Below are 17,789 nucleotides of genomic sequence, written 5' to 3'. Positions count from 1 at the left end.
GCGTCGCCGACCGGGTCCTGGTGGGCGCGCAGGCGGTCGGCCGGCGATCACGGGTCCGCGATATCGAGGGTGACCTTCGACAGCGGACAGCCCACGCACGTCAGGACGTAGCCGTCGGTCTGCTGTTGTGGCGTGAGGCAGTTCGGCTCGCTCTGCGCGACTTCGCCGCCGCGCAGGCGCACCCTGCAGTCGCCGCAGTTCCCGACCGTGCAGGAGTACGGCATCGGCAGCCCCGCGGCGAGTCCCGCGTCCAGCAGTGTCTGGCCGGGTTCGACCATCACCGTCCCCACGGGGCGCCCGTCCTTCTCGACGGTCATCTCCCGCGGCACCGTCACCGGGCTCCCGGCGCCCGCTCCACTGACGAAGCGCTCCTGGTGCACCAGCTCGTCGGGGACTCCCCTCTCGCTCACGACGCCCTGGACGGCTTCCATCAGCGGTTGGGGGCCGCAGAGGTAGTAGTGGGCGTCTCTGGCGGGCGAGAGAGCGGTGATCCAACGACGTAGGCCGTCCGCGTCGAGCCGCCCGTCCCTGCCGGTCAGGACGTGCGTCACCGAGAGCCGGTCGGGGTGGTCGTTCGCCAGCCGGGTCAGCTCGTCGGCGAAGATGATCTCCTCTGTGCTGCGGCTGCTGTAGAGCAGCGCGATCCGGTCGCGGCCCGACCGGTCGGACAGCCGTGTGCGGAGCATGCTCATCATCGGTGTCACGCCGCTGCCCGCCGCCACCAGCACCATCTCGTCCGCGGGCCGGGGCCCGGCGTGGAAGGACCCTGAAGGGCCACGCAATGCGAGGCGGTGCCCGGCGCGGAGACCGCGGTGTACGTGGGTGGAGAACCGGCCGCCGTCGACGTGCTTGACGGTGACCTCAAGCCGGGACGACCCGGGCGCCGATGAGGCGGAGTAGGCCCGTCGGACCGGGCGGCCGTCGATGTCGGCGACGAGCGTGAAGAACTGGCCCGGCCGGAAGTCGAACGGTCCCGGGTTCTCGCCGGCGTCCTCCAGCACGAGGGTGACTGTGCTCGGTGTCTCCCTGCGCACCTCGGCGATGCGCACCTCCCGCAGGGGATCGGGCATCCCGGCGTCGGCCGCGGGGCCTCGGCGCCGGAAGCCGCGGCGCCTGCTGCCCGCGCCGGGCTCGACATCCCCGTAACCCTCCTTCCGCAGCCCGGAACGGTAGGCCTGGTTCATCACCAGCCTCAGCAACCGGGGCATCCCGGGGATTGCCCCGATGAACTTCAGCCAGAACGCGGCTGGACCCCTGTCGGCGGCGGCCGAAGCGGCGGCGAGGTGTTCTCCCGCCAGCGCCATCAGGTCGGGCACCGTGCCGCGCTCGAGGTGTGCTTGGGGGGTCCACAGCCGTGAGCGCGCCACGGCGTCGTTGCCGCTCACCTCGGCGTGCTCGACGTCGATGAGCAGTGCCAGGTGCGGGGGCATCCCGCGCAGCGACAGCGTCTCCAACAGCGCGGGATCGTCGGTGATCGCGCCGCGACCGCGGACATGCAGCACCCCGCTGCGACCCGGTACGAGCGCGGCGAACGAGAGCCTGTCGTCCTGCAGCAGGTTGTGGAGCGAGTCGGCGCGCTTGTTGCCCTTCCGGTCCGGGATGACGAGCGTGCGGCTGTCCAGGATCCGCGCCGCCGTCCGCCGGTCCCCGCGCGGGCTGGTGTCGCTGCCACCGGAGGAGTCCCACGTGGACAACGCGAGGAACGGTGCCGCGGCGAGGAACTCGGCGACGCCGGGTCGGGACAGGGGCCCGTCCCCCGCGATCTCCCTCTCGGGGGGCGGCTCGGCCGGGGTGGGCGGCTGCCACAGGCGGGACCGCAGGACGGCTTGCGCGCAGTGCACGTACGCCTCCTCGATGTCGACGGTCGTCTGCGCACCCTTGTGCGCGGCCACCGAACCGTTGACGCGCAGGATTTCCCCGATGCCCGGCAGGAGGAAGAAGAACGAGACCGGGCCGTGCGGGGCGCCCAACTCGGGCAGGGGGAACGAGATCCGGGTGGGCGAGTGGACACGGGCGAACCCCGGTGTGCCGCCGATGAGGGTCGTCCTGCTGGTGCCGTCGGCGTCCCGGTAGCCGAAGGCCGCGATCGGACTCCGGGCGAGGATGGTCCGGCAGCCTTCGTCGAGGGCGCTGATCTGCTTGAGCATGATCATCGGCGCGGGGTGGCCGATGGCCGTCTCGAGCTCGCCCACGGTCGTCAGCCGAACCGGGGTGCCCAACTGGTTTTCGTGCCGCACAAGAATTCCTTTCAGCCGGGAGTCGACCGGCCCAGGCGCCAGTAACCGAAGAACGAGATGTCCTGCTTGGGCACGCCACGGTCGTTGACCAGGTGTCGCCGCAACGTCGTGGCCAGCCGGGACTCACCCGCGACCCACGTGAAGAAGCGGCCGGAGGGCAGCGACGCGCGGCGCACCGCCTCCAGTGCCAAGGTGCCTGGCCGCATGTCTGCGTCGTCGCGGCTGAACCAGTGGATGCGGACGCCGGCGGGCGTCTTGAGGGGACGGATGTCGGCCGCGTCCGCCACCTCCAGGTAGACCTCCGTGGGCAACGAGGGGGGTGTCGAGTCGAGGATCGACAAGAGGGCGGGCAGTGCGCTCTCGTCACCGACCAGCAGTTGCCCCTCCGCATGCTCCGGCAGCCGGTACATGGTGCCCATGTCGAAGATCCCTGCCGGGTCGCCGGGCTCGGCCCGGCGCACCCAGGAGGACATGGGCGAGTCACCGTGCAGGGCGAACTCGATGTCGATCTCTTCGTCCTCGGGCCGCGAGCGACGGATCGTCAGGTTGCGGACCCACGGGCGGGCCGACTTCGGCACCAGCATCAGCTGGGCGATCCATGCCTCGTTCGAGAGGGTCGGCATCCGCAACCGGGTCTGTCCCTCGCGGGGGAAGAACAGACGCACCGCCTGGTCGTTGCCGGCGACGGTCAGGTCCCCTACGGCCGGGCCGCCCAGGGTGACGCTCGCGAAGCCCGGCGTGAGCAACTCACGGCGGCGTACCTCCAATGTGATCATCGTGCGCGACTCGGGCAGGTACACCTTGGGGATCACTGGACGCCCACCGCATTGGTGAGGTCCTTGTTTCCGCAGCTCATGGCACTATTGTGAGCAATGGTTCAGCTCTTTGACTACTCGCTTTTCACGCCTTGAGGAGGCCTCCGGATGCCGTCGGGCGACCGCCGTCTTCAGCCACGTCGCAAGCCCCGTCAGGTGCGCGCGGAACTCACCCGCGACCGCATCCTCACCGCGGCTGCTCACGTTTTCGCCGAGCACGGCTACGCCGCCGGCACCACCAATCGCATCGCCGAGCGCGCGCGAATCTCCATCGGCTCGCTGTACCAGTACTTCCCGAACAAGGACGGCATCCTCGCCGAGCTGCTGCTGCGGCACATCGACCGTGGCACGTGGACACAGGCCGACCAGCACGATGTGTCCCCCGGGAGCCTGGAGTCGACGGTGCGGGCACTGGTCCGCGACGCGATCGACAACCACAGCGATGATCCGCAGCTGCTGCGGATCATGATCGAGGAAGCGTCGTTCTCGAAGGAACTGCTCGACACGATCGACCGGCACAGGGGGTATCGCGTCGGTCAGGTGCGCGACCTCCTCGCCCGGCACCCGGATGTCCGCGTGCGGGACCTCGGCACCGCGGCCGAACTGATCGTGACCACGGTGGAGATGAACTCACACATGCTCATGGCCGCCCCGCAGGCCGTCCCGGTCGAGACGTTCGAGAAGGAACTGGTGGCCATGGTCACCCGCTACCTACGCGGCGATCAGTAGAACTCCCTTACGCTCAGGTCTCTTTGTGGCGGTCGTGCTGTGCGGCGCCCGGGGCTGTTCGTGCGAAGGCCGGTGATCAACATAAAGTACCGTCGCATGTCTAACCCACAGAATCAGCACGGCGTCCGCCTTGGTCGGCGCCTTGGGCTGATAGCCGTCGGCGCGGCCACGGCCTGCACCCTCACCGCGTGCTACCCGTCCACGGACGATGCCGCGAAGGACGCCACCTCCAGTGCTCCTCAGGCTCCGAAGAAGCTGCGGATCGGTCAGCCGAGCCCGGAGCAGGAGATCTCCAGTTACAAGAAGACCGCCAAGTTCGTGTTCACGCCGACGAAGGTCGTCGAGGGCAAGCCGGAGGATCTCGACGAACTCGATGAGCCCGACAAGTACGCGGGCCAGAAGGTCGTCTGGGTCTTCGTCAACGCCCGTCACGTCGGAGGTGACGCGCTCAAGAAGCCGCCCCAGGTGATGAGCGATGTCAATGTCGAGACCGCCACGGGCCCGGGGACGAAGTTCATCCTCATCGGTGCCCTCAGCAGCACGCCGAAGGACTGCCATCTCCTCAATGGCGTCAAGGAACTTGGGACCGATGACGTGTGGAAGAAGGGCGAGGAGCGCAACGTCTGCGACCCGTACCTCGTCCCCGAAAAATCCACGGTGGACAAGGTCACCTACTCCCAGGGGTACTACAAAGAGCCGCTCAAGTGGGCTGTGAAGTAGCACCGTTGGAGAACACATGTAGTGAGGTTCGGGGCGGCGGATAGCGTGCGGGCATGGCGATGACGGGGAAGCGGCGCGTCCTTTACCGGCAAGGCAGCGGATTCTGGCGGATGACGTCGAAGTGGGTGCTGGTCCTCGGGGGCCTGTACCTGCTGGACGGCGGGCTGCTCCGGTCATGGGGCGACGCCCTGGTCTGGCCGATGATCGGGATCGTGCTGTGGGCGCCGTTCGGGGTCGGCGTCTTCTGGTACCCGAAGAGGGACCAGCAGGTCGTGCTGACGGCGGGTGAACTGCGGGTGCGGCGCAAGCGGTTGCCGATGGAGAAGGTGGACCTGCTGCCCGTGGCGCGGCTGTGGCTGGAGGGGCGGTCGACCGCGGACGACCGGCCGGTACGGGAATGGGCACGGTCGCAGCGAGTGGTGTGGGTGCCGTTGCACGATGGCCGGGCGTTCGGCGTGGAGTTCCACGACCCGGCCGCATTCGCCAAGGTTTTCGGCGCTTTCGCCGTCGCGGCGTGCGGCGGGCCGGACATCGTCCGCGCGAGGGCCGCAGCCAACACCTACCCGGATCCGGTCCCGATGCGGCCCCGTCCCGCCGGCGCCGACGCTGGCGGCTCCCGACTGGATCTCTGGGACATCTTCGGCTGAGAGCCGCAAAGGCACCGCATGGGGCAGTGGCCTATCAGGAGCGCGGGTGCGCGCCTGGTAGGTCTGAGTGGTGTCAGTCGCCGTCAGTGATGAAGCGGGCTATGGCGGCAGCGACGGCTTCGGGCTGCTCATCGGGGATGAAGTGCCCGGCGTCGGGCACGACGACTCCGGCGGTGTTGTCGGCCCACGGGCTGATGGAGGCCGCCATGTCCGGGATGGAGCCGTGGCTGCTGGAGATTCCGAGGACGGGCACGCTCAGGTGCTGCCGCTCGAGCGCCTGGTGGTTCCTGCGCGCCGACTCGGCGGCGTCTCGGTAGTAGGCGAGGGAGGCACGGAGGCCGCCGTCGGCGGCGAGGGCCGCTGCGTAGTGGTCGAGGTCGGCGTCGTCGAACGCGTCGGGAGAAAGTGCCTTCGTTTTCAGGAACCAGCCGACGTAGTCCCGTTCACGGCCCGCGAGCAAGGTCTCGGGCAGGTCGGGCACGAGGTGGAACGCGAAATGCCAGGTCTTCCACGCCCGGGCCGGGTCGGTGGGAATCGTCTCCGGGAGGGTGATGCCGGGGATTCCGGCGTCGAGCAGGGCGACCCCGCGCAACTGGCTCTCGTAGTTGAGGGCGAGGGAGAAAGCGACCCAGGCACCGATGTCGTGGGCGGCCAGCCAGTAGGCCGATACTCCCAGTGCTTCTACGGCGGCGTGGACGTGGGCGGCGACCGTGTGGGTGTCGTAGCCGTGCTCCGGGCGCTCGGAGTGGCCCTGGCCCGGCAGGTCGATCGCGATGACGCGGAACCGGTCGGCGAGGCTGGGCATGACCTTTCGCCAGGCCTGCCAGGTCTGCGGGAACCCGGCGAGCAGGACGACAGCCGGGCCGGCCGTCTGGCCGCCCTCGACGGCATGAAGGCGGATGCCGTCTGCGTCGACCCAGCGGTGGGTGAACCCGTCCAGGTCGTGCAGGGGCAGGTCGCGGACCGGGTTGGCTGCGGAGACCTGCTGAGCGGTGGTCGCAGGGTCAGGCACGGGAATCCTTCCATTGATGTGGGCTTTTGCTACGCCCCAAGGGCCAGGCCCGCGAGCGCGATGACGACCAGGGCGCCGATGCTCGCCTCGATGACGGCCTGGTTCGAATACCCAGGTGCAGACGGGGACGGCGGCGGCCGGGACCAGTCGGCGTGTTCGTGGCGCCTACTCGGATCGCGAGGGGGCCACGGTCATGTCGTGTCTGGAACGTAGCACATCTTGAACTATTCAGTTCAGGATAGAGTGGTGTGCAGCGCGGCCCATGGACATCGAGATCGACATACCGGCTAGGAAGTGCCACGTGGCAGGCAAGAAGCAGTTCGACATGGACACGGCGCTCGATGCCGCGATGGTCCAGTTCTGGCGCGCCGGTTACGCCGACACCTCAGTGGACGACCTGTCACGGGCAACCGGCCTGAACCGCAGCTCCATCTACTCCTCGCTCGGCGACAAGGACACGCTCTTCCTGCGGTGCCTGGATCGCTACACCGCGCGCTACGGCGACAAGTACGACTCCGCCCTGTCGTGTGCAGCCTCACAACCCGTTGCAGCTGTTCGTGCGTTCTTCGACGTCACCCTCGAGCGCATCGCCGATCCCGAACTGCCCGATGGATGCCTGATCGCCCAGTCGGCCATGGCGATTCCTGTGCTGAGTCCGGCCGTCGCGGCGCACGCCAAGGAGGCGCTGGGCTTCCAGCGTTCGCGCCTGCGCGCCGCGCTGAGGGCCGGGCGATTGACCGAGCAGGACGCCGACGCCTTCGCTGAACACGTGGCGGCCGTGAACCAGTCTCTCGCCGTCATGAGCAGAGCCGGGGCGAGCCCGGCGCAGCTCCTGGCCGTAGTGGGCGTGACCGTTGACGCGCTCTCGCAAGCGTTGCGCGCAAATAGGCGTGTCTAGGAGACCAGGGCCGGAGGAGCCACTCGTCGACCGGTCAAGGAGTGAGCGGCAGCTCGGCCAGACCGTGCCAGCCGTCGGGGGTGAGAGCGACCACGTGCACGGCGGACACCTCCGCACGGATCGGCAGGCGGCCGGTGACGCGCCGGGCGATGTCGGCGGCCGTGGGGGCGGTCGCGTCCAGTGACAGGGTGACGTGTACCGGCGGATCCTGCCCGAACCGGCCGCCGTAGGGGACCTGTTCGGGGAACGCGGTGCGAACGGCAGTGGCCAGCGCGTGCAGTTCGGGCACCGGGATGCCGACGAACCCACCGGCCTGCTCGACCTCGGTCAGCCGGAGGGGAACGTGGCCGCCCCCCGGCGCGGCCCGCACCAGTGCGGCCCGCAACCGCTCAAGGTCCCTCGCACCGATCCGGTCGGCCGGCAGCCACGGGTAGAGCAGCGTCGCGTGTGCGGGCACCCCCGGCCGTACCACCCCCGGGTCCACCTGGGCGGCCAGCTCCAGCAGTGGGTCGGCGTCCGGCAGCAGTGCCAGGACAGCCGTTGTTCCCGGCGCAGGCATCGCCGCCATCACCCCGCCTTCCGCGTCGAGTCGCGCCGTAACATCCTGAGCCAGAGAGATCTGCGTATCAGGAGACATGACGACGTTGGTGACCGGATGCTTCGCGTGCTCGAAGCGATCTTCGGTACCGGTCCCCGAATGGTAGTGCCACCGTCGGGGTGCGTCCCCGTCACCAGCGCATGCGCCACGCGTCGAGGGCGGTACGCCGCAGCGTTCTCGCTGTCCGGTCCGCTCCACGCCGTCTACGAGCCCGACCTGCAGCAGGCCGTAGTCGCGCTCGAGCGGATGGGATTTCGATACGTCGCGCTCCGCTGTTCGAAGCAGGGCGGCACCCTTGGTGGAGCGCGGCCACTTGAGCGCAATCGTGAACCCACTTCGCGATGCAAAGACGAATCCGCCACGGCAAGCGACCGGCACGCCGGGAGGGGGAAGGAAGTTGGCGCCGTCGGACTCCTTGCCCGCCTCGCGCGAACCCGCACCGCACCCGCGCCCGGCGTCAGTGGGTGACCAGTTCCCGGCTCAGGACGTGCTCGACCAGGGACACCAGGACTTCCTTGCCGGACTCGCGGTCACGCACGTCGCAGAGCAGGACGGGTGTGTCCGGGTTCAGGTCGAGCGCGCGGGCCACCGTGTCCGGGGCGTGGCTGCGGATTCCGTCGAAGCAGTTCACCGCGACGATGAACGGGATGCCGCGGCTCTCGAAGTAGTCCACGGCGGGGAAGCAGTCCGCGAGCCGGCGGGTGTCGGCGAGTACGACCGCGCCGAGGCAGCCCGTGGCCAACTCGTCCCAGACGAACCAGAACCGGTCCTGACCGGGCGTGCCGAACAGGTACAGGGCGAGGTCGTCGTGCAGGGAGATGCGGCCGAAGTCCATGGCGACCGTGGTCGTGGTCTTCGTGGTCACCCCCTCAAGGCTGTCCACCGGACGTGACGCTTCGGTGAGGGGTTCCTCGGTGCGCAGGGGACGGATCTCGCTGACCGACTCCACCAGCGTGGTCTTCCCGACGCCGAAGCCGCCGGCGATCAGGAGTTTGAGCGCGGTGAAGTCGGCGGACGCCGCATGCCGCGTGGGGTCAGAGTGCGCGGAGGCCATTGATCACTTCTCGTAGGAGGTGGGCGGGGAGACGTTCGTTCCCGGTGGCGGCGGTCTCGGGCGGGGTGATGTGCATCAGGCCCTGCGCCGTGAGGTCGCCGAGCAGGACCCGGACGACGCCGAGGGGCAGCCCCGAGTCGGACGCCAGGTCCGCGACGGGGAGCGGACCCGGGGCGCTCAGGGCCAACAGGGCCCGCTGCTCGGGCGGGAGCGGGCCGCGTGGGGTGGCGGCGGTGCGCCGGACGATCGCCATCAGGTCGACGCGCTCCGCGCCGTTGTCCGTGCGGGCGCGACCGGCGGTCATGGCGTAGAGCCTGACCAGAGGACCGGCCTCGTCGTCGTAGCGGTCGGTCCAGGCTTCGGCGAAGCCGTCCTCAGGGTTGCCCCGGCGGAGGTTGGGGGGCCGGTCGGTCATGAGGCCTCGTCGTCCGGCGCCGGCGCCGACGTGCCGTCCGCCCGCAGGGGCACCGTGAGGTGTTCGCGCACCCGGTCGACCAGCAGCGCCATCTCGTACGCCACCAGGCCGATGTCGGCGTTTCCGTCGGTGAACACGGCGATGCAGGAGCCGTCACCGGCGGCGATCACGAAGAGGAAGCCGCCCTGCAGCTCGATCATCGTCTGGACGACGCCGCCCGCGTCGAAGTGCCGGCCCGCCCCCTTGGCGAGGGAGTGGAAGCCGGAGGCGATGGCGGCGAAACGCTCGGACTCGTCGCGGCCCATCCCGTGCGAGGCGCCGACGCACAGGCCGTCGGTGGACAGCATGACCGCGTACCGGACCTCCGCGACGCGGTCGACGAGGTCGTCCAGGAGCCAGTCGATGCCGCGCCTGCCGTGGTCGTCGATCTGGTTGCCCACGGTGGTGACGGAGTAGGTCGGCGTCATCGGTCTCGGAACCCTTCGTCGTGCGCTGCGTGGTGGTCGGGAGAGGGGCCCGGGGTGCCGGGGCCGGCCGGTTCGTCGCGGGAGGCGGAGGCGGAGGCGCGGCGTCGGCCGGAGCGCAGCGATGCCATCGTGGCGCGGGCGGCTTCGGGGGAGCGGACGGTCGGGCTCTGGGAGGGCTGCGGGCTCGTGTTCGTGTCGTCGTCCTTGCGCAGTTCGGGCGCGAGGCTGGCCTGGCGCACCCGGCGCGGCAGTCCGCCCTCCGCGTCTCGTCCCTCCTGCTCTTCCTGTCCGCCCTCTCCGTCCGGTGAGGCCGGTGAGTCCGGTACGGCAGTGGGGCGCGCGGTGGGAACGGGCGAGGACTCGGGCCGCTGGGTAGCGGCGTGCCGGCCGCGGCCGGGGAGTTGCACGGGCGCCGGATCACCGTCCGAGGGGAGGGTCTCCGTCTGGGGTGCGGACGTCCACGCCTGGCCGTGCTGCCCGCTGGGCGGGTACATGCGGTAGGGCCGGTGCGGGGCCGGGTTGCACCGCCCGCAGCGGCTGCGGTTCCGGCTCCGGCAGGGGTCGCAGGCCCGGGTGCGGGGCCTCCAGGAGCTGTTGCGGGAGGAAGATGACCGCGGTGATGCCGCCGTAGACCGAGCGGCGCAGGGTCACGTCGACGTGCTGGCGCTCTGCGAGGCGGTTGACCACGAACAGGCCGAGCTGGCGCGAGTCGAGCAGGTCGACGTCCGCGGCCTGGATCTTCTCGTTGGCCGCGGCGAGCGCCTCGTCGCCCATGCCCAGACCGCGGTCCTCGATCTCCAGGACGGCGCCCGCCCCGACCTCCTCACCGCGCACCACCACGGGGGTGTGCGGCGGCGAGTAGGAGGCCGCGTTCTCGGTGAGTTCGGCGACGAGGTGGATGAGGTCGGCGACCCCCGAGCCGGCCAGCCGCAGGTCGGGGATGTCGTGCAGGTGAATCCGCTCGATGTCCGCGGTCTCCGCGATGCCCGCGCGCACGGCGTCGATCAGCGGGACCGGATTGCGCCAGGCGCGGCCGGGCGCGGAGCCGGAGAGGATCAGCAGGGACTCGGCGTGGCGGCGCATCCGCGTCGTCAGATGGTCCAGGCGGAAGAGGTCCTCCAGGTCCGTGGGGTTCTCGGTGCGGCGCTCCATGGTGTCGAGGAGCTCCAGCTGCCGGTGCAGCAGCAACTGGCTGCGGCGGGCGAGGCTGACGTACACGCCGGAGACACCCGTGAGGACGGCGGCGCGGCCCGCGACGGCGCGCAGCGCGGCACGTTGCACCGTGGTCAGCGCCGCACCGACCTGGCCGATCTCGTCCCGGACCGGTTCCTGAGAGAGCGGTGCCTCCTTCTCCAGGTCGAGGCCGTCGCCGCCGTGGATACGGCGAATGGCGGCCGGGAGCCGACGCGCGGCGAGCTCCAGCGCGGAGTTGCGCAGCCCGGTCAGGTCGTCGACGAGGCCGCGTCCGATGCGTACGGAGAGCAGGAGCGAGAGGATCACACCGAGCAGACCGAGGAATACGGCGAGGCCGGAACTGCCCAGGTTCGACAGGGAGTACGGCTTCACGTCCGCGCCCGTGTCGATGGCTCCCCGCTCCGCGCCGGCGAGCCCGGACAGGGTGGGAGCGGCGACGGAGTGCCAGTGCCCCGCGCTCACCGCGGTGGCGCCGGCGGAGGGGGCGTCGAGGACGGCGTCCTGGGCGGTGGCGAGGCCGGTCGCGGCGCCGGAGCCGAGCACCTTGCGGTAGGCGGCGGCGTCCTGGGCGCGCAGGTCGGGCACGGCCGCGTCGGCGAAGGCACGCTGCTCGGCGACGTCGCCGACGAACGTACGGTACTGGGCCGCGGACATGGTCCCGCTGGCCTGCGAGGCACCGAGCACGGCGTCCTGGCGGCTCAACGCCTCTCGGGAGCGGGCCAGTTCGAGCACGGTACGGGTGTCGGATGCGCGGTCGGGCTGGTCGGCGCCGGCCAGCCCGGAGCGGACCGCGAAGGCCCGGTCGACGGCCGTGCCGTAGTCGGAGAGCACGGCGGAGGCGCCGCGGGTGCTCTCGCGCCGCTCATCGAGCGATCCGGCGCTCGTGAGCAGGGAGCGGACGCGGCCGGGCAGCGCGGCGTCCAGTGCCGCGAGGTCGGTGCTGCTGGAGCGGATGCCCCTGCGCAGCGCCGTGACGGTCCTGTCCGTACGGGCCTGCGCGGTCTCGAAGGCGTCGCGGGCGGTGCCGCCGGGCGCGGCCTGGTACTTCAGGGCCGCGGCCCGCTCGTCCTGCACCGCGGAGGTGAACTGTGCGACGGGCCGTACCAAAGTCGAGTTGATCTGGCGCAGCTGCTCGGTGGCCGATACCTGGGATGCGGTGGTGACGGCCGCGTGTCCCCACAGGGCCATCAGGGAGAGGACCGGCACGGTCAGCAGAGTGACGACCTTCGCGCGGATCGATTTGGGGCGCCAGCGTTCGGGCACCAGAGGGCGTGCGGGCATGACGAAGGGTCTCCTTGGCGGTGCAGGAGTGTAGGGCCGCGCGCAGTGCGTCGGGCCCGGGGGTACGCGGGGCGCCGACGTGTGTGACGGAGCGCGTGCCGCGGGTGGAGGGCGGAGGGGCGGGCCGGGTAGGCCCGGCTGCGGTCAGGCGACCGGCAGTTCGACCTCGTGCAGCGGGCGGGCCGCGGCCTCGCTCTCGGCGCGCTCACGCGCCGTGGGGGACAGCGCGACGAACGCGCAGGTCAGGAAGAGGAAGGAGCCGAGCACCACGGCGAGCGGCAGGATAAAGGCGGTGGCGCTCGCGCCCTGCAGAGGTGCGGTACCGGCGTGCACGTCCACCGTGACGGCGGCCATGCCCGTGTAGTGCATGCTGCTCACCGCCAGGCCCATCACGAGCGAGGCGACGGCCGCGACGGCGGGCCCTCGCACGGACAGCGCGGCCCACAGGGCGGCTGAGGAGGCGGCGATGGCGATGAAGACGGAGAGCGCGATGAGCGCGGGGTCGTAGGAGATCGCGCCGTTGAGCTGGACGGCGGCCATGCCGATGTAGTGCATCGCGGCGACGCCGAGTCCGGTGCCGACGCCGCCGAGCACGATGGAGCGCACCCGGGAGCTGCCGTAGCCGGCGGTGAAGACGCCCGCGCCGACGACGGCGATGGCGACGAACAGGCTTAGCAGGGTCAGCGGGATGTCGTAGCGGATCGCGGTGCCGTCGGCGGTGTAGCCGAGCATCGCGATGAAGTGCATGGTCCAGATGCCGGCGCCGATGGCGACGGAGGCGCTGAGCAGCCAGTTCCTCTTGGACCGCCCCCCGGCTGCCAGTGCGCGCACGGTGCAGCGCAGTCCCAGCGCGGCGCCGACGACGGCCATGGCGTACGACAGGACCGGAGTGGCCCAGCCTCCTGCCATGTGGTGCATGTGACCCACGGGATTCCTCTCACTAGCTGTGTCGGCCCCCCGGCGACCCGGGACGCTAGCACGCAGTTGATCTCCTGCCAGGGGGCACGAAAACCGCTTCATGTGAGGGTTACCGAACAGTAAAGCCCGAGTTCACCGGGCTGCACGCCCATGGGGTCGTCACTGATCGCACACATAGGTGCGACTCTTGTCACGCCGCGTATCGAACCGCTCGTGACACCGGGGGCGAGACGCCCACTTCCGGATATCCGGGACATGGTGGTGCACTCTCTCCGCTGGGCCGGCGGGCAAGCGGAGGACGACGCGATCCGTCGGTGTCAGGGGCGGTAGGGGCGGTAGACACACTCCGCCATGGTCGCGTGCTTCTTCCAGCCCAGCGTCTCGTACAGTGCGCGCCCGGCGTCGGTCGCGCCCAGTACGCCGAGGCCTGCGCCCTTGTCCAGGGCGTGATCGGCGAGCGTGCGCATCACCAGTTGACCCAGCCCGCGCCGTCGGTGGGCGTCCTCGGTCTGCACCTGGTCCATGACGGCCGCGTGCCCGAGCAATGCCATCTGTCCCTGGGCTGCTTGCCCACCGGCCGCGTCCAGCACTCGCGCGTACACGACGGCCCCTGCGGTTTCCAGGCATACGGTGTATCCCTCGGGCCAGGCCGGTTCGGTGGCCATGAGGTCCGTGACCATCAGATGCCCGGTCTCCTCGTACGCCACCACCCACCCGGGGGACAGCCACGGCTCGATCACCTCCGGTTCCACGGGCATCTTCATCCAGGTCCGCGGCGCGGTCACCGTTTCGGCGGCGCTGCGGACCAGGAACTCGGTGACCTCCGGCAGCACATGACGTCCCACCTCAGCCGGCCTGTCGGCCACCGCGATGTAGAACCCCCAGGGCATCTGAACCGGAGGCGGCGTCCGCCGGGACACGGCCCAGCCCGCCACCCAGGTCTCCACCAACTCCGCAACCATCAAGTTCTCCCGTAGCGCCTTTAGTTAAGTAATGACTCCATGCCAGCAGTGAACATTACGTAGCTGGGGGTCGCTCGGCATCCGATTTAAATTTCCTCGGCCTCGCGCCGAAGGTCGTCACGTGCGCATGGCGGGTCCATGACGGGCTCGTTGCAACCTGGTGGCGCTCAACGCGTGTGCCTTGACCGGGATTTGGCGCGGGGATAGCTTCGGCGGCATGTGGATCAGCCAGCGGTTTCGGAAGCGACGGGCCATCGATCTGATGCGCGTCGCCACCGCTGTGTGTAGCTGACCTCTCCTCTGCGCCGAGCCGGCCCGCTCAACACCGCGCCCCCGAGGCGGGCACTTGGCGCTCTCCGACGCAAGCCGCGCCGCACAAGCGAGCCGCGCCGCACAAGCAACCCGCACCGCATCAGGAGGAGAAGAAGACCATGACCACCGTCGCCCCGTTCGACATCCTCAAGGCAGGACCGCGCTTCGGAGCGGAGATCACCGGCGTCGATCTGACCGGCCCCGTCGATGAGGCCACCGCCGAAGCGCTGCGGCAGGCCTTCCGGGACCACAAGGTGCTGGTGTTCCGCGCCCAGCATCTGACCCCCGACCAACATGTCGCTGCCGTACGCATCTTCGCCGAGCCCTTCGACCACCCGACCGCGGTGAAGGACCAAGCCAATCCGCTGGTCTACCCGTACAACGTGCAGCAGACCGGCAAGGCCAGCTCCTGGCACATCGGCGGCCTGTGGCGCGACCCCGTCTTCGCGATCGAGTCGCTGACGTACGAAGTGGTGCCCGAGCTGGGCGGCCACACCCTCTGGGCGGATCTGCAGGCGGCGTACGACGATCTCTCGGCGCCGTTCAAACAACTCCTCGAGTCCGTCGGCGCGGTGTACGACGGCAACGCGGAGAACTACGCACAGGGCAGCGACAAGAGCGCGAGCGGACCGACCGTCGAGCATCCGGTCGTCCTGACGCATCCGGCCACCGGTCGCAAAGGCCTGTTCATCAGCACCTCGGCGACCGGCCTCACGGGCGTGACACCGGCGGAGGGCAAGGTCCTGCTCGACCACCTCCTGCGGCATGCCGCCTCGCCGGACTACACGATCCGCTTCGGCTGGCGCCCCGGTGACTTCGTCCTGTGGGACAACCGCGCCACCTGGCACTACGCCGTCGACGACTACGGCGACGGGGCGCGCGTCTACCGCAAGGTCATCGGCGTGGAGCCGGAGGCAGGCCTCGTCCCGGAGGCGCGTTCCTGAATGCTCCGGGGAGGAGACCGCGCTGCCCGACGCGTCCTGCTGGTCTGTCTGGCCGCGGGCGCGACGACGCTGCTGGACCAGGCGGTCCTGAACATCGCGGTGCCGAGCATGCGGCAGTCGCTCACGGCCGGCGCCGCGGACATGCAGTGGATCGTGGCCGGCTACTCGATGGCCTTCGGACTGGCCCTTGTCCCCGGCGGCAGCCTCGGCGACGCGTACGGGCGCAAGCGGTTCTTCCTCGTCGGCGTGGGCGCCTTCCTCCTCGCGGGAGTGGCGGCCGCGACCGGCGCCGGCCCTGGCACGGTGACCGGAGCCCGGCTGGTGCAAGGGGCCGCGGCGGGGCTCGTCAACTCCCAAGTGATCGGCACCCTTCAGGATGTCTTCCAGGGCCACGACCGGGGCCGCGCGCTGGGCCTGTACGCGGTGGCGTCCGGCGTGGCCACGGCACTGGGCCCACCACTGGGCGGCGCGCTCGTCGCGGGCCTCGGCCCTGAGCTGGGCTGGCGGTGCTGCCTCTTGCTCAGCGCGCCGGGCGCGCTCCTCACCCTGGCCCTGGGCGCGCGCTGGCTGCCGCCGCCCCGGCCCACCGCCCGCGACCCTCGCATCGACGTCCTCGGTCTCGCCCTGGTGTGCGGCTGCACCCTGACGCTGATGGTCCCCTTCATCCGCACCCCGGGCAGCGGCGGAGAGGCCCTCGGCTGGGCAGCCCTGGTCGCCGTGTTGGCGATCGCCCTGACCCTGCACCAGCGGCTACGGGTGCGACGCGGACGCCCGCCCTTGCTGCATCCCGCGCTCCGATCGTCGAAGCAGTACCTGCTGGGCACCGCCGTCGCCATGGCCCAGTTCGGCGCCTCACTGGCCTCGGCGCTGGTGCTCACCGTCTTCCTCCAGGAAGGACTTGGCCTCTCCGCCCTGTCCACGGCGGCCATCAGCCTCCCCTCGGCGCTCGCGATGGGCATCGTCTCTGCACTCGCATGGCGCATGGTGCGCCGCATCGGCGCACGCACGGTCGACCTCGGCCTCGCCCTGGGCATCGGCGCCGCACTGGCGGGTACGACGGCCGCGCTCACGGTGCCATCGGCGGTGCTCCCCTTGGTGTGCGCCGCCGTGCAGGTGCTGGCCGGCGCCGGCGCGGGACTCACGGTCTCGCCCAACCAGACCCAGGTCCTGCATCACGCACCGGCCGAGGCGGCGGGAGTGGCCGGCGGCATCCTGCAGATGGCACAGCGCATCGCAGCAGCGGTCTGCCTCAGCGCGGTCTCGGCGGTGTACCTGCATTCCGCGCCGATGCCGCAGGCAGGGAGCGGTCCTCGCATCGCGTACGCGCTCGCCTCGGGTGTCAGCGCCGGGCTCCTCTGTCTGGCTCTGGTGCTGTCACGACTGCGCGGGGCGCGACGTGAACCCAATACGCCCCACACCACTGGTGAGCCATGCACCACTGAGACCTCCATCGGCCGGCGCCCGGCCGCGCGCCGGTCACAGTCCACACAGCGATCGGAAGCATGATGAGCCCGGAATTCCTCTGGTACATCCCCAACACCGTCCAGCCCGGACACCGCGGTGACGACACGACATCCGGCTGGGGGTCCATCGAGTACTCGACCGAACTCGCGCGGACCGCGGAGGACCACGGCTGGGGCGGCGCGCTGCTCGGCACCGGATGGGGGCGCCCGGACACCTTCACCGTCGCCACCGCCCTGGCCGCGCGCACCACGACGTTCAAGCCCCTGATCGCCGTGCGCCCCGGCTACTGGCAGCCGGCTCAGTTCGCGGGCGCGGCAGCCACGCTCGACCAGCTCAGCCGCGGCCGCGTCCTGGTCAACATCGTCAGCGGCGTGGACAGCCCGGCCGCCTACGGTGACACCAATGTCGATCCCACCACGCGCTATGCCCGCACCCAGGAGTTCCTTCATCTGGTGCGGCGGCTGTGGACCGAGGAGAACGTCACCTTCCAGGGCGAGTACTTCCACGTCACCGGCTCGACGGTCAGCCCGCACCCCTACGCCGGCGACGGGCGCGCGCACCCCACCCTCTACTTCGGCGGTGCATCCGACGCGGCCGAACGCGTCTCGGTGGCCGAGGCCGACGTACAGCTCTTCTGGGGTGAACCGCTGGAGGGAATCGCCGAACGCATCGCACGCCTGAAGAACCTGAGCGCGCAGGTGGGACGCCGTCATGACCCGTTGGAGTACGGGCTGCGGATCACCACGGTGGTACGCGACACCACCGAGGAGGCCTGGCGCGCGGCCGAGGAGAAGGTCGCGAAGATGGCGGCCGACTCCGGCGAGATCGGCACATGGATGGGCAACCGCAGGACGGCGGTGGGCCAACGGCGGCTCCTCGACCTGGCCGAGCGTGGTGAGGTCCTCGACACCTGCCTGTACACCGCGCCGGGCAGGTTCGGTGGCGGGGGAGCGGGGACCACGTGGCTCGTCGGTTCGCCCGACGACGTGGCCGCGGCACTCAACGCCTACCGGTCCCTGGGCGTCACGCACTTCGTGCTGTCGGACACGCCCTACAAGGAGGAGACCCGGCGGATCGGCGACCAGCTGTTGCCCAGGCTGAGGTAAGGCCATCGCTGCCCGC

General features: G+C 70.5%; 18 protein-coding genes. 7 read left to right on the top strand and 11 right to left on the bottom strand.

The annotated features are described in order from the left end of the window. Positions 1-47: 47 nt before the first annotated feature. Positions 48-2,237, bottom strand: coding sequence for a 2Fe-2S iron-sulfur cluster-binding protein (locus ACFUPX_RS34990; protein WP_383332052.1), 2,190 nt, complete (start codon positions 2,235-2,237; stop codon positions 48-50). Positions 2,238-2,248: 11 nt separating this feature from the next. Next, on the bottom strand, positions 2,249-3,013 hold the full coding sequence (locus ACFUPX_RS34985) for a siderophore-interacting protein (protein ID WP_383332084.1): 765 nt from the start codon (positions 3,011-3,013) through the stop codon (positions 2,249-2,251). A 147-nt stretch (positions 3,014-3,160) separates the two neighbouring features. On the opposite strand from ACFUPX_RS34985, the gene ACFUPX_RS34980 reads away from it, so the two are divergent. The 3 genes from ACFUPX_RS34980 (at position 3,161) to ACFUPX_RS34970 (ending at position 5,148) form a co-directional block, all read left to right on the top strand. Continuing rightward, the gene (locus tag ACFUPX_RS34980) at positions 3,161-3,781 is read left to right on the top strand and encodes a TetR/AcrR family transcriptional regulator (protein ID WP_383332051.1); all 621 of its coding nucleotides are present in this window, start codon (positions 3,161-3,163) and stop codon (positions 3,779-3,781) included. 96 nt (positions 3,782-3,877) lie between these two features. After that, positions 3,878-4,501 carry a hypothetical protein gene (locus ACFUPX_RS34975; protein ID WP_383332049.1) on the top strand — a complete coding sequence of 208 codons (624 nt, stop codon included), beginning with the start codon at positions 3,878-3,880 and terminating at the stop codon, positions 4,499-4,501. A 53-nt stretch (positions 4,502-4,554) separates the two neighbouring features. Continuing rightward, a complete protein-coding gene (locus ACFUPX_RS34970; protein WP_383332047.1) occupies positions 4,555-5,148 on the top strand; it encodes a hypothetical protein in 594 nt (197 codons plus the stop codon). A gap of 73 nt (positions 5,149-5,221) precedes the next feature. Here the strand turns inward: ACFUPX_RS34970 and ACFUPX_RS34965 are convergent, their stop codons facing one another. Then, a complete protein-coding gene (locus ACFUPX_RS34965) occupies positions 5,222-6,160 on the bottom strand; it encodes an alpha/beta fold hydrolase (RefSeq protein ID WP_383332045.1) in 939 nt (312 codons plus the stop codon). Between the two features lie 301 nt (positions 6,161-6,461). Between ACFUPX_RS34965 and ACFUPX_RS34960 the strand changes: the two genes are divergently transcribed. Then, a complete protein-coding gene (locus tag ACFUPX_RS34960) occupies positions 6,462-7,058 on the top strand; it encodes a TetR/AcrR family transcriptional regulator (RefSeq protein WP_383332082.1) in 597 nt (198 codons plus the stop codon). A 34-nt stretch (positions 7,059-7,092) separates the two neighbouring features. Here ACFUPX_RS34960 and ACFUPX_RS34955 read toward each other — a convergent pair whose 3' ends face one another. The 8 genes from ACFUPX_RS34955 to ACFUPX_RS34920 form a co-directional block, all read right to left on the bottom strand. Continuing rightward, positions 7,093-7,626: a 2'-5' RNA ligase family protein gene (locus ACFUPX_RS34955; RefSeq protein ID WP_383332043.1), complete on the bottom strand. Its 534-nt coding sequence runs from the start codon at positions 7,624-7,626 to the stop codon at positions 7,093-7,095. A gap of 487 nt (positions 7,627-8,113) precedes the next feature. Next, on the bottom strand, positions 8,114-8,710 hold the full coding sequence (locus tag ACFUPX_RS34950) for an ATP/GTP-binding protein (RefSeq protein ID WP_383332041.1): 597 nt from the start codon (positions 8,708-8,710) through the stop codon (positions 8,114-8,116). Next, a complete protein-coding gene (locus ACFUPX_RS34945) occupies positions 8,691-9,125 on the bottom strand; it encodes a DUF742 domain-containing protein (protein WP_383332039.1) in 435 nt (144 codons plus the stop codon). The genes ACFUPX_RS34950 and ACFUPX_RS34945 overlap by 20 nt, the downstream gene beginning before the upstream one ends. After that, entirely contained in the window at positions 9,122-9,592 is a 471-nt protein-coding gene (locus ACFUPX_RS34940; protein ID WP_383332037.1) for a roadblock/LC7 domain-containing protein, read from the bottom strand. Before ACFUPX_RS34940 ends, ACFUPX_RS34945 begins: the two co-directional genes overlap by 4 nt. Then, on the bottom strand, positions 9,589-9,999 hold the full coding sequence (locus tag ACFUPX_RS34935; protein ID WP_383332035.1) for a hypothetical protein: 411 nt from the start codon (positions 9,997-9,999) through the stop codon (positions 9,589-9,591). Before ACFUPX_RS34935 ends, ACFUPX_RS34940 begins: the two co-directional genes overlap by 4 nt. 10 nt (positions 10,000-10,009) lie before the next feature. After that, positions 10,010-12,067 (bottom strand): nitrate- and nitrite sensing domain-containing protein, encoded by a 2,058-nt coding sequence (locus ACFUPX_RS34930; protein WP_383332033.1) that lies wholly within the window; start codon positions 12,065-12,067, stop codon positions 10,010-10,012. 144 nt (positions 12,068-12,211) lie between these two features. Continuing rightward, a complete protein-coding gene (locus ACFUPX_RS34925) occupies positions 12,212-12,994 on the bottom strand; it encodes an MHYT domain-containing protein (protein WP_383332031.1) in 783 nt (260 codons plus the stop codon). 308 nt (positions 12,995-13,302) lie between these two features. Next, positions 13,303-13,947, bottom strand: a complete 645-nt coding sequence (locus tag ACFUPX_RS34920; protein ID WP_383332029.1) for a GNAT family N-acetyltransferase — start codon at positions 13,945-13,947, stop codon at positions 13,303-13,305. A gap of 431 nt (positions 13,948-14,378) precedes the next feature. On the opposite strand from ACFUPX_RS34920, the gene ACFUPX_RS34915 reads away from it, so the two are divergent. The 3 genes from ACFUPX_RS34915 to ACFUPX_RS34905 are packed head-to-tail and all read left to right on the top strand — an operon-like array spanning position 14,379 to position 17,773. Next, positions 14,379-15,203: a TauD/TfdA dioxygenase family protein gene (locus tag ACFUPX_RS34915; RefSeq protein WP_383332027.1), complete on the top strand. Its 825-nt coding sequence runs from the start codon at positions 14,379-14,381 to the stop codon at positions 15,201-15,203. Beyond that, the gene (locus tag ACFUPX_RS34910; RefSeq protein WP_383332025.1) at positions 15,204-16,709 is read left to right on the top strand and encodes an MFS transporter; all 1,506 of its coding nucleotides are present in this window, start codon (positions 15,204-15,206) and stop codon (positions 16,707-16,709) included. It abuts the gene before it with no gap. After that, entirely contained in the window at positions 16,706-17,773 is a 1,068-nt protein-coding gene (locus ACFUPX_RS34905) for an LLM class flavin-dependent oxidoreductase (RefSeq protein ID WP_383332023.1), read from the top strand. Before ACFUPX_RS34910 ends, ACFUPX_RS34905 begins: the two co-directional genes overlap by 4 nt. Positions 17,774-17,789 lie beyond the last annotated feature (16 nt).

Source organism: Streptomyces sp. NPDC057302, assembly GCF_042667685.1.
Taxonomy (GTDB): Bacteria; Actinomycetota; Actinomycetes; order Streptomycetales; family Streptomycetaceae; genus Streptomyces.
Note: the sequence above shows the minus strand (reverse complement) of the source record. Positions and strands in the feature narration are given on the sequence as shown.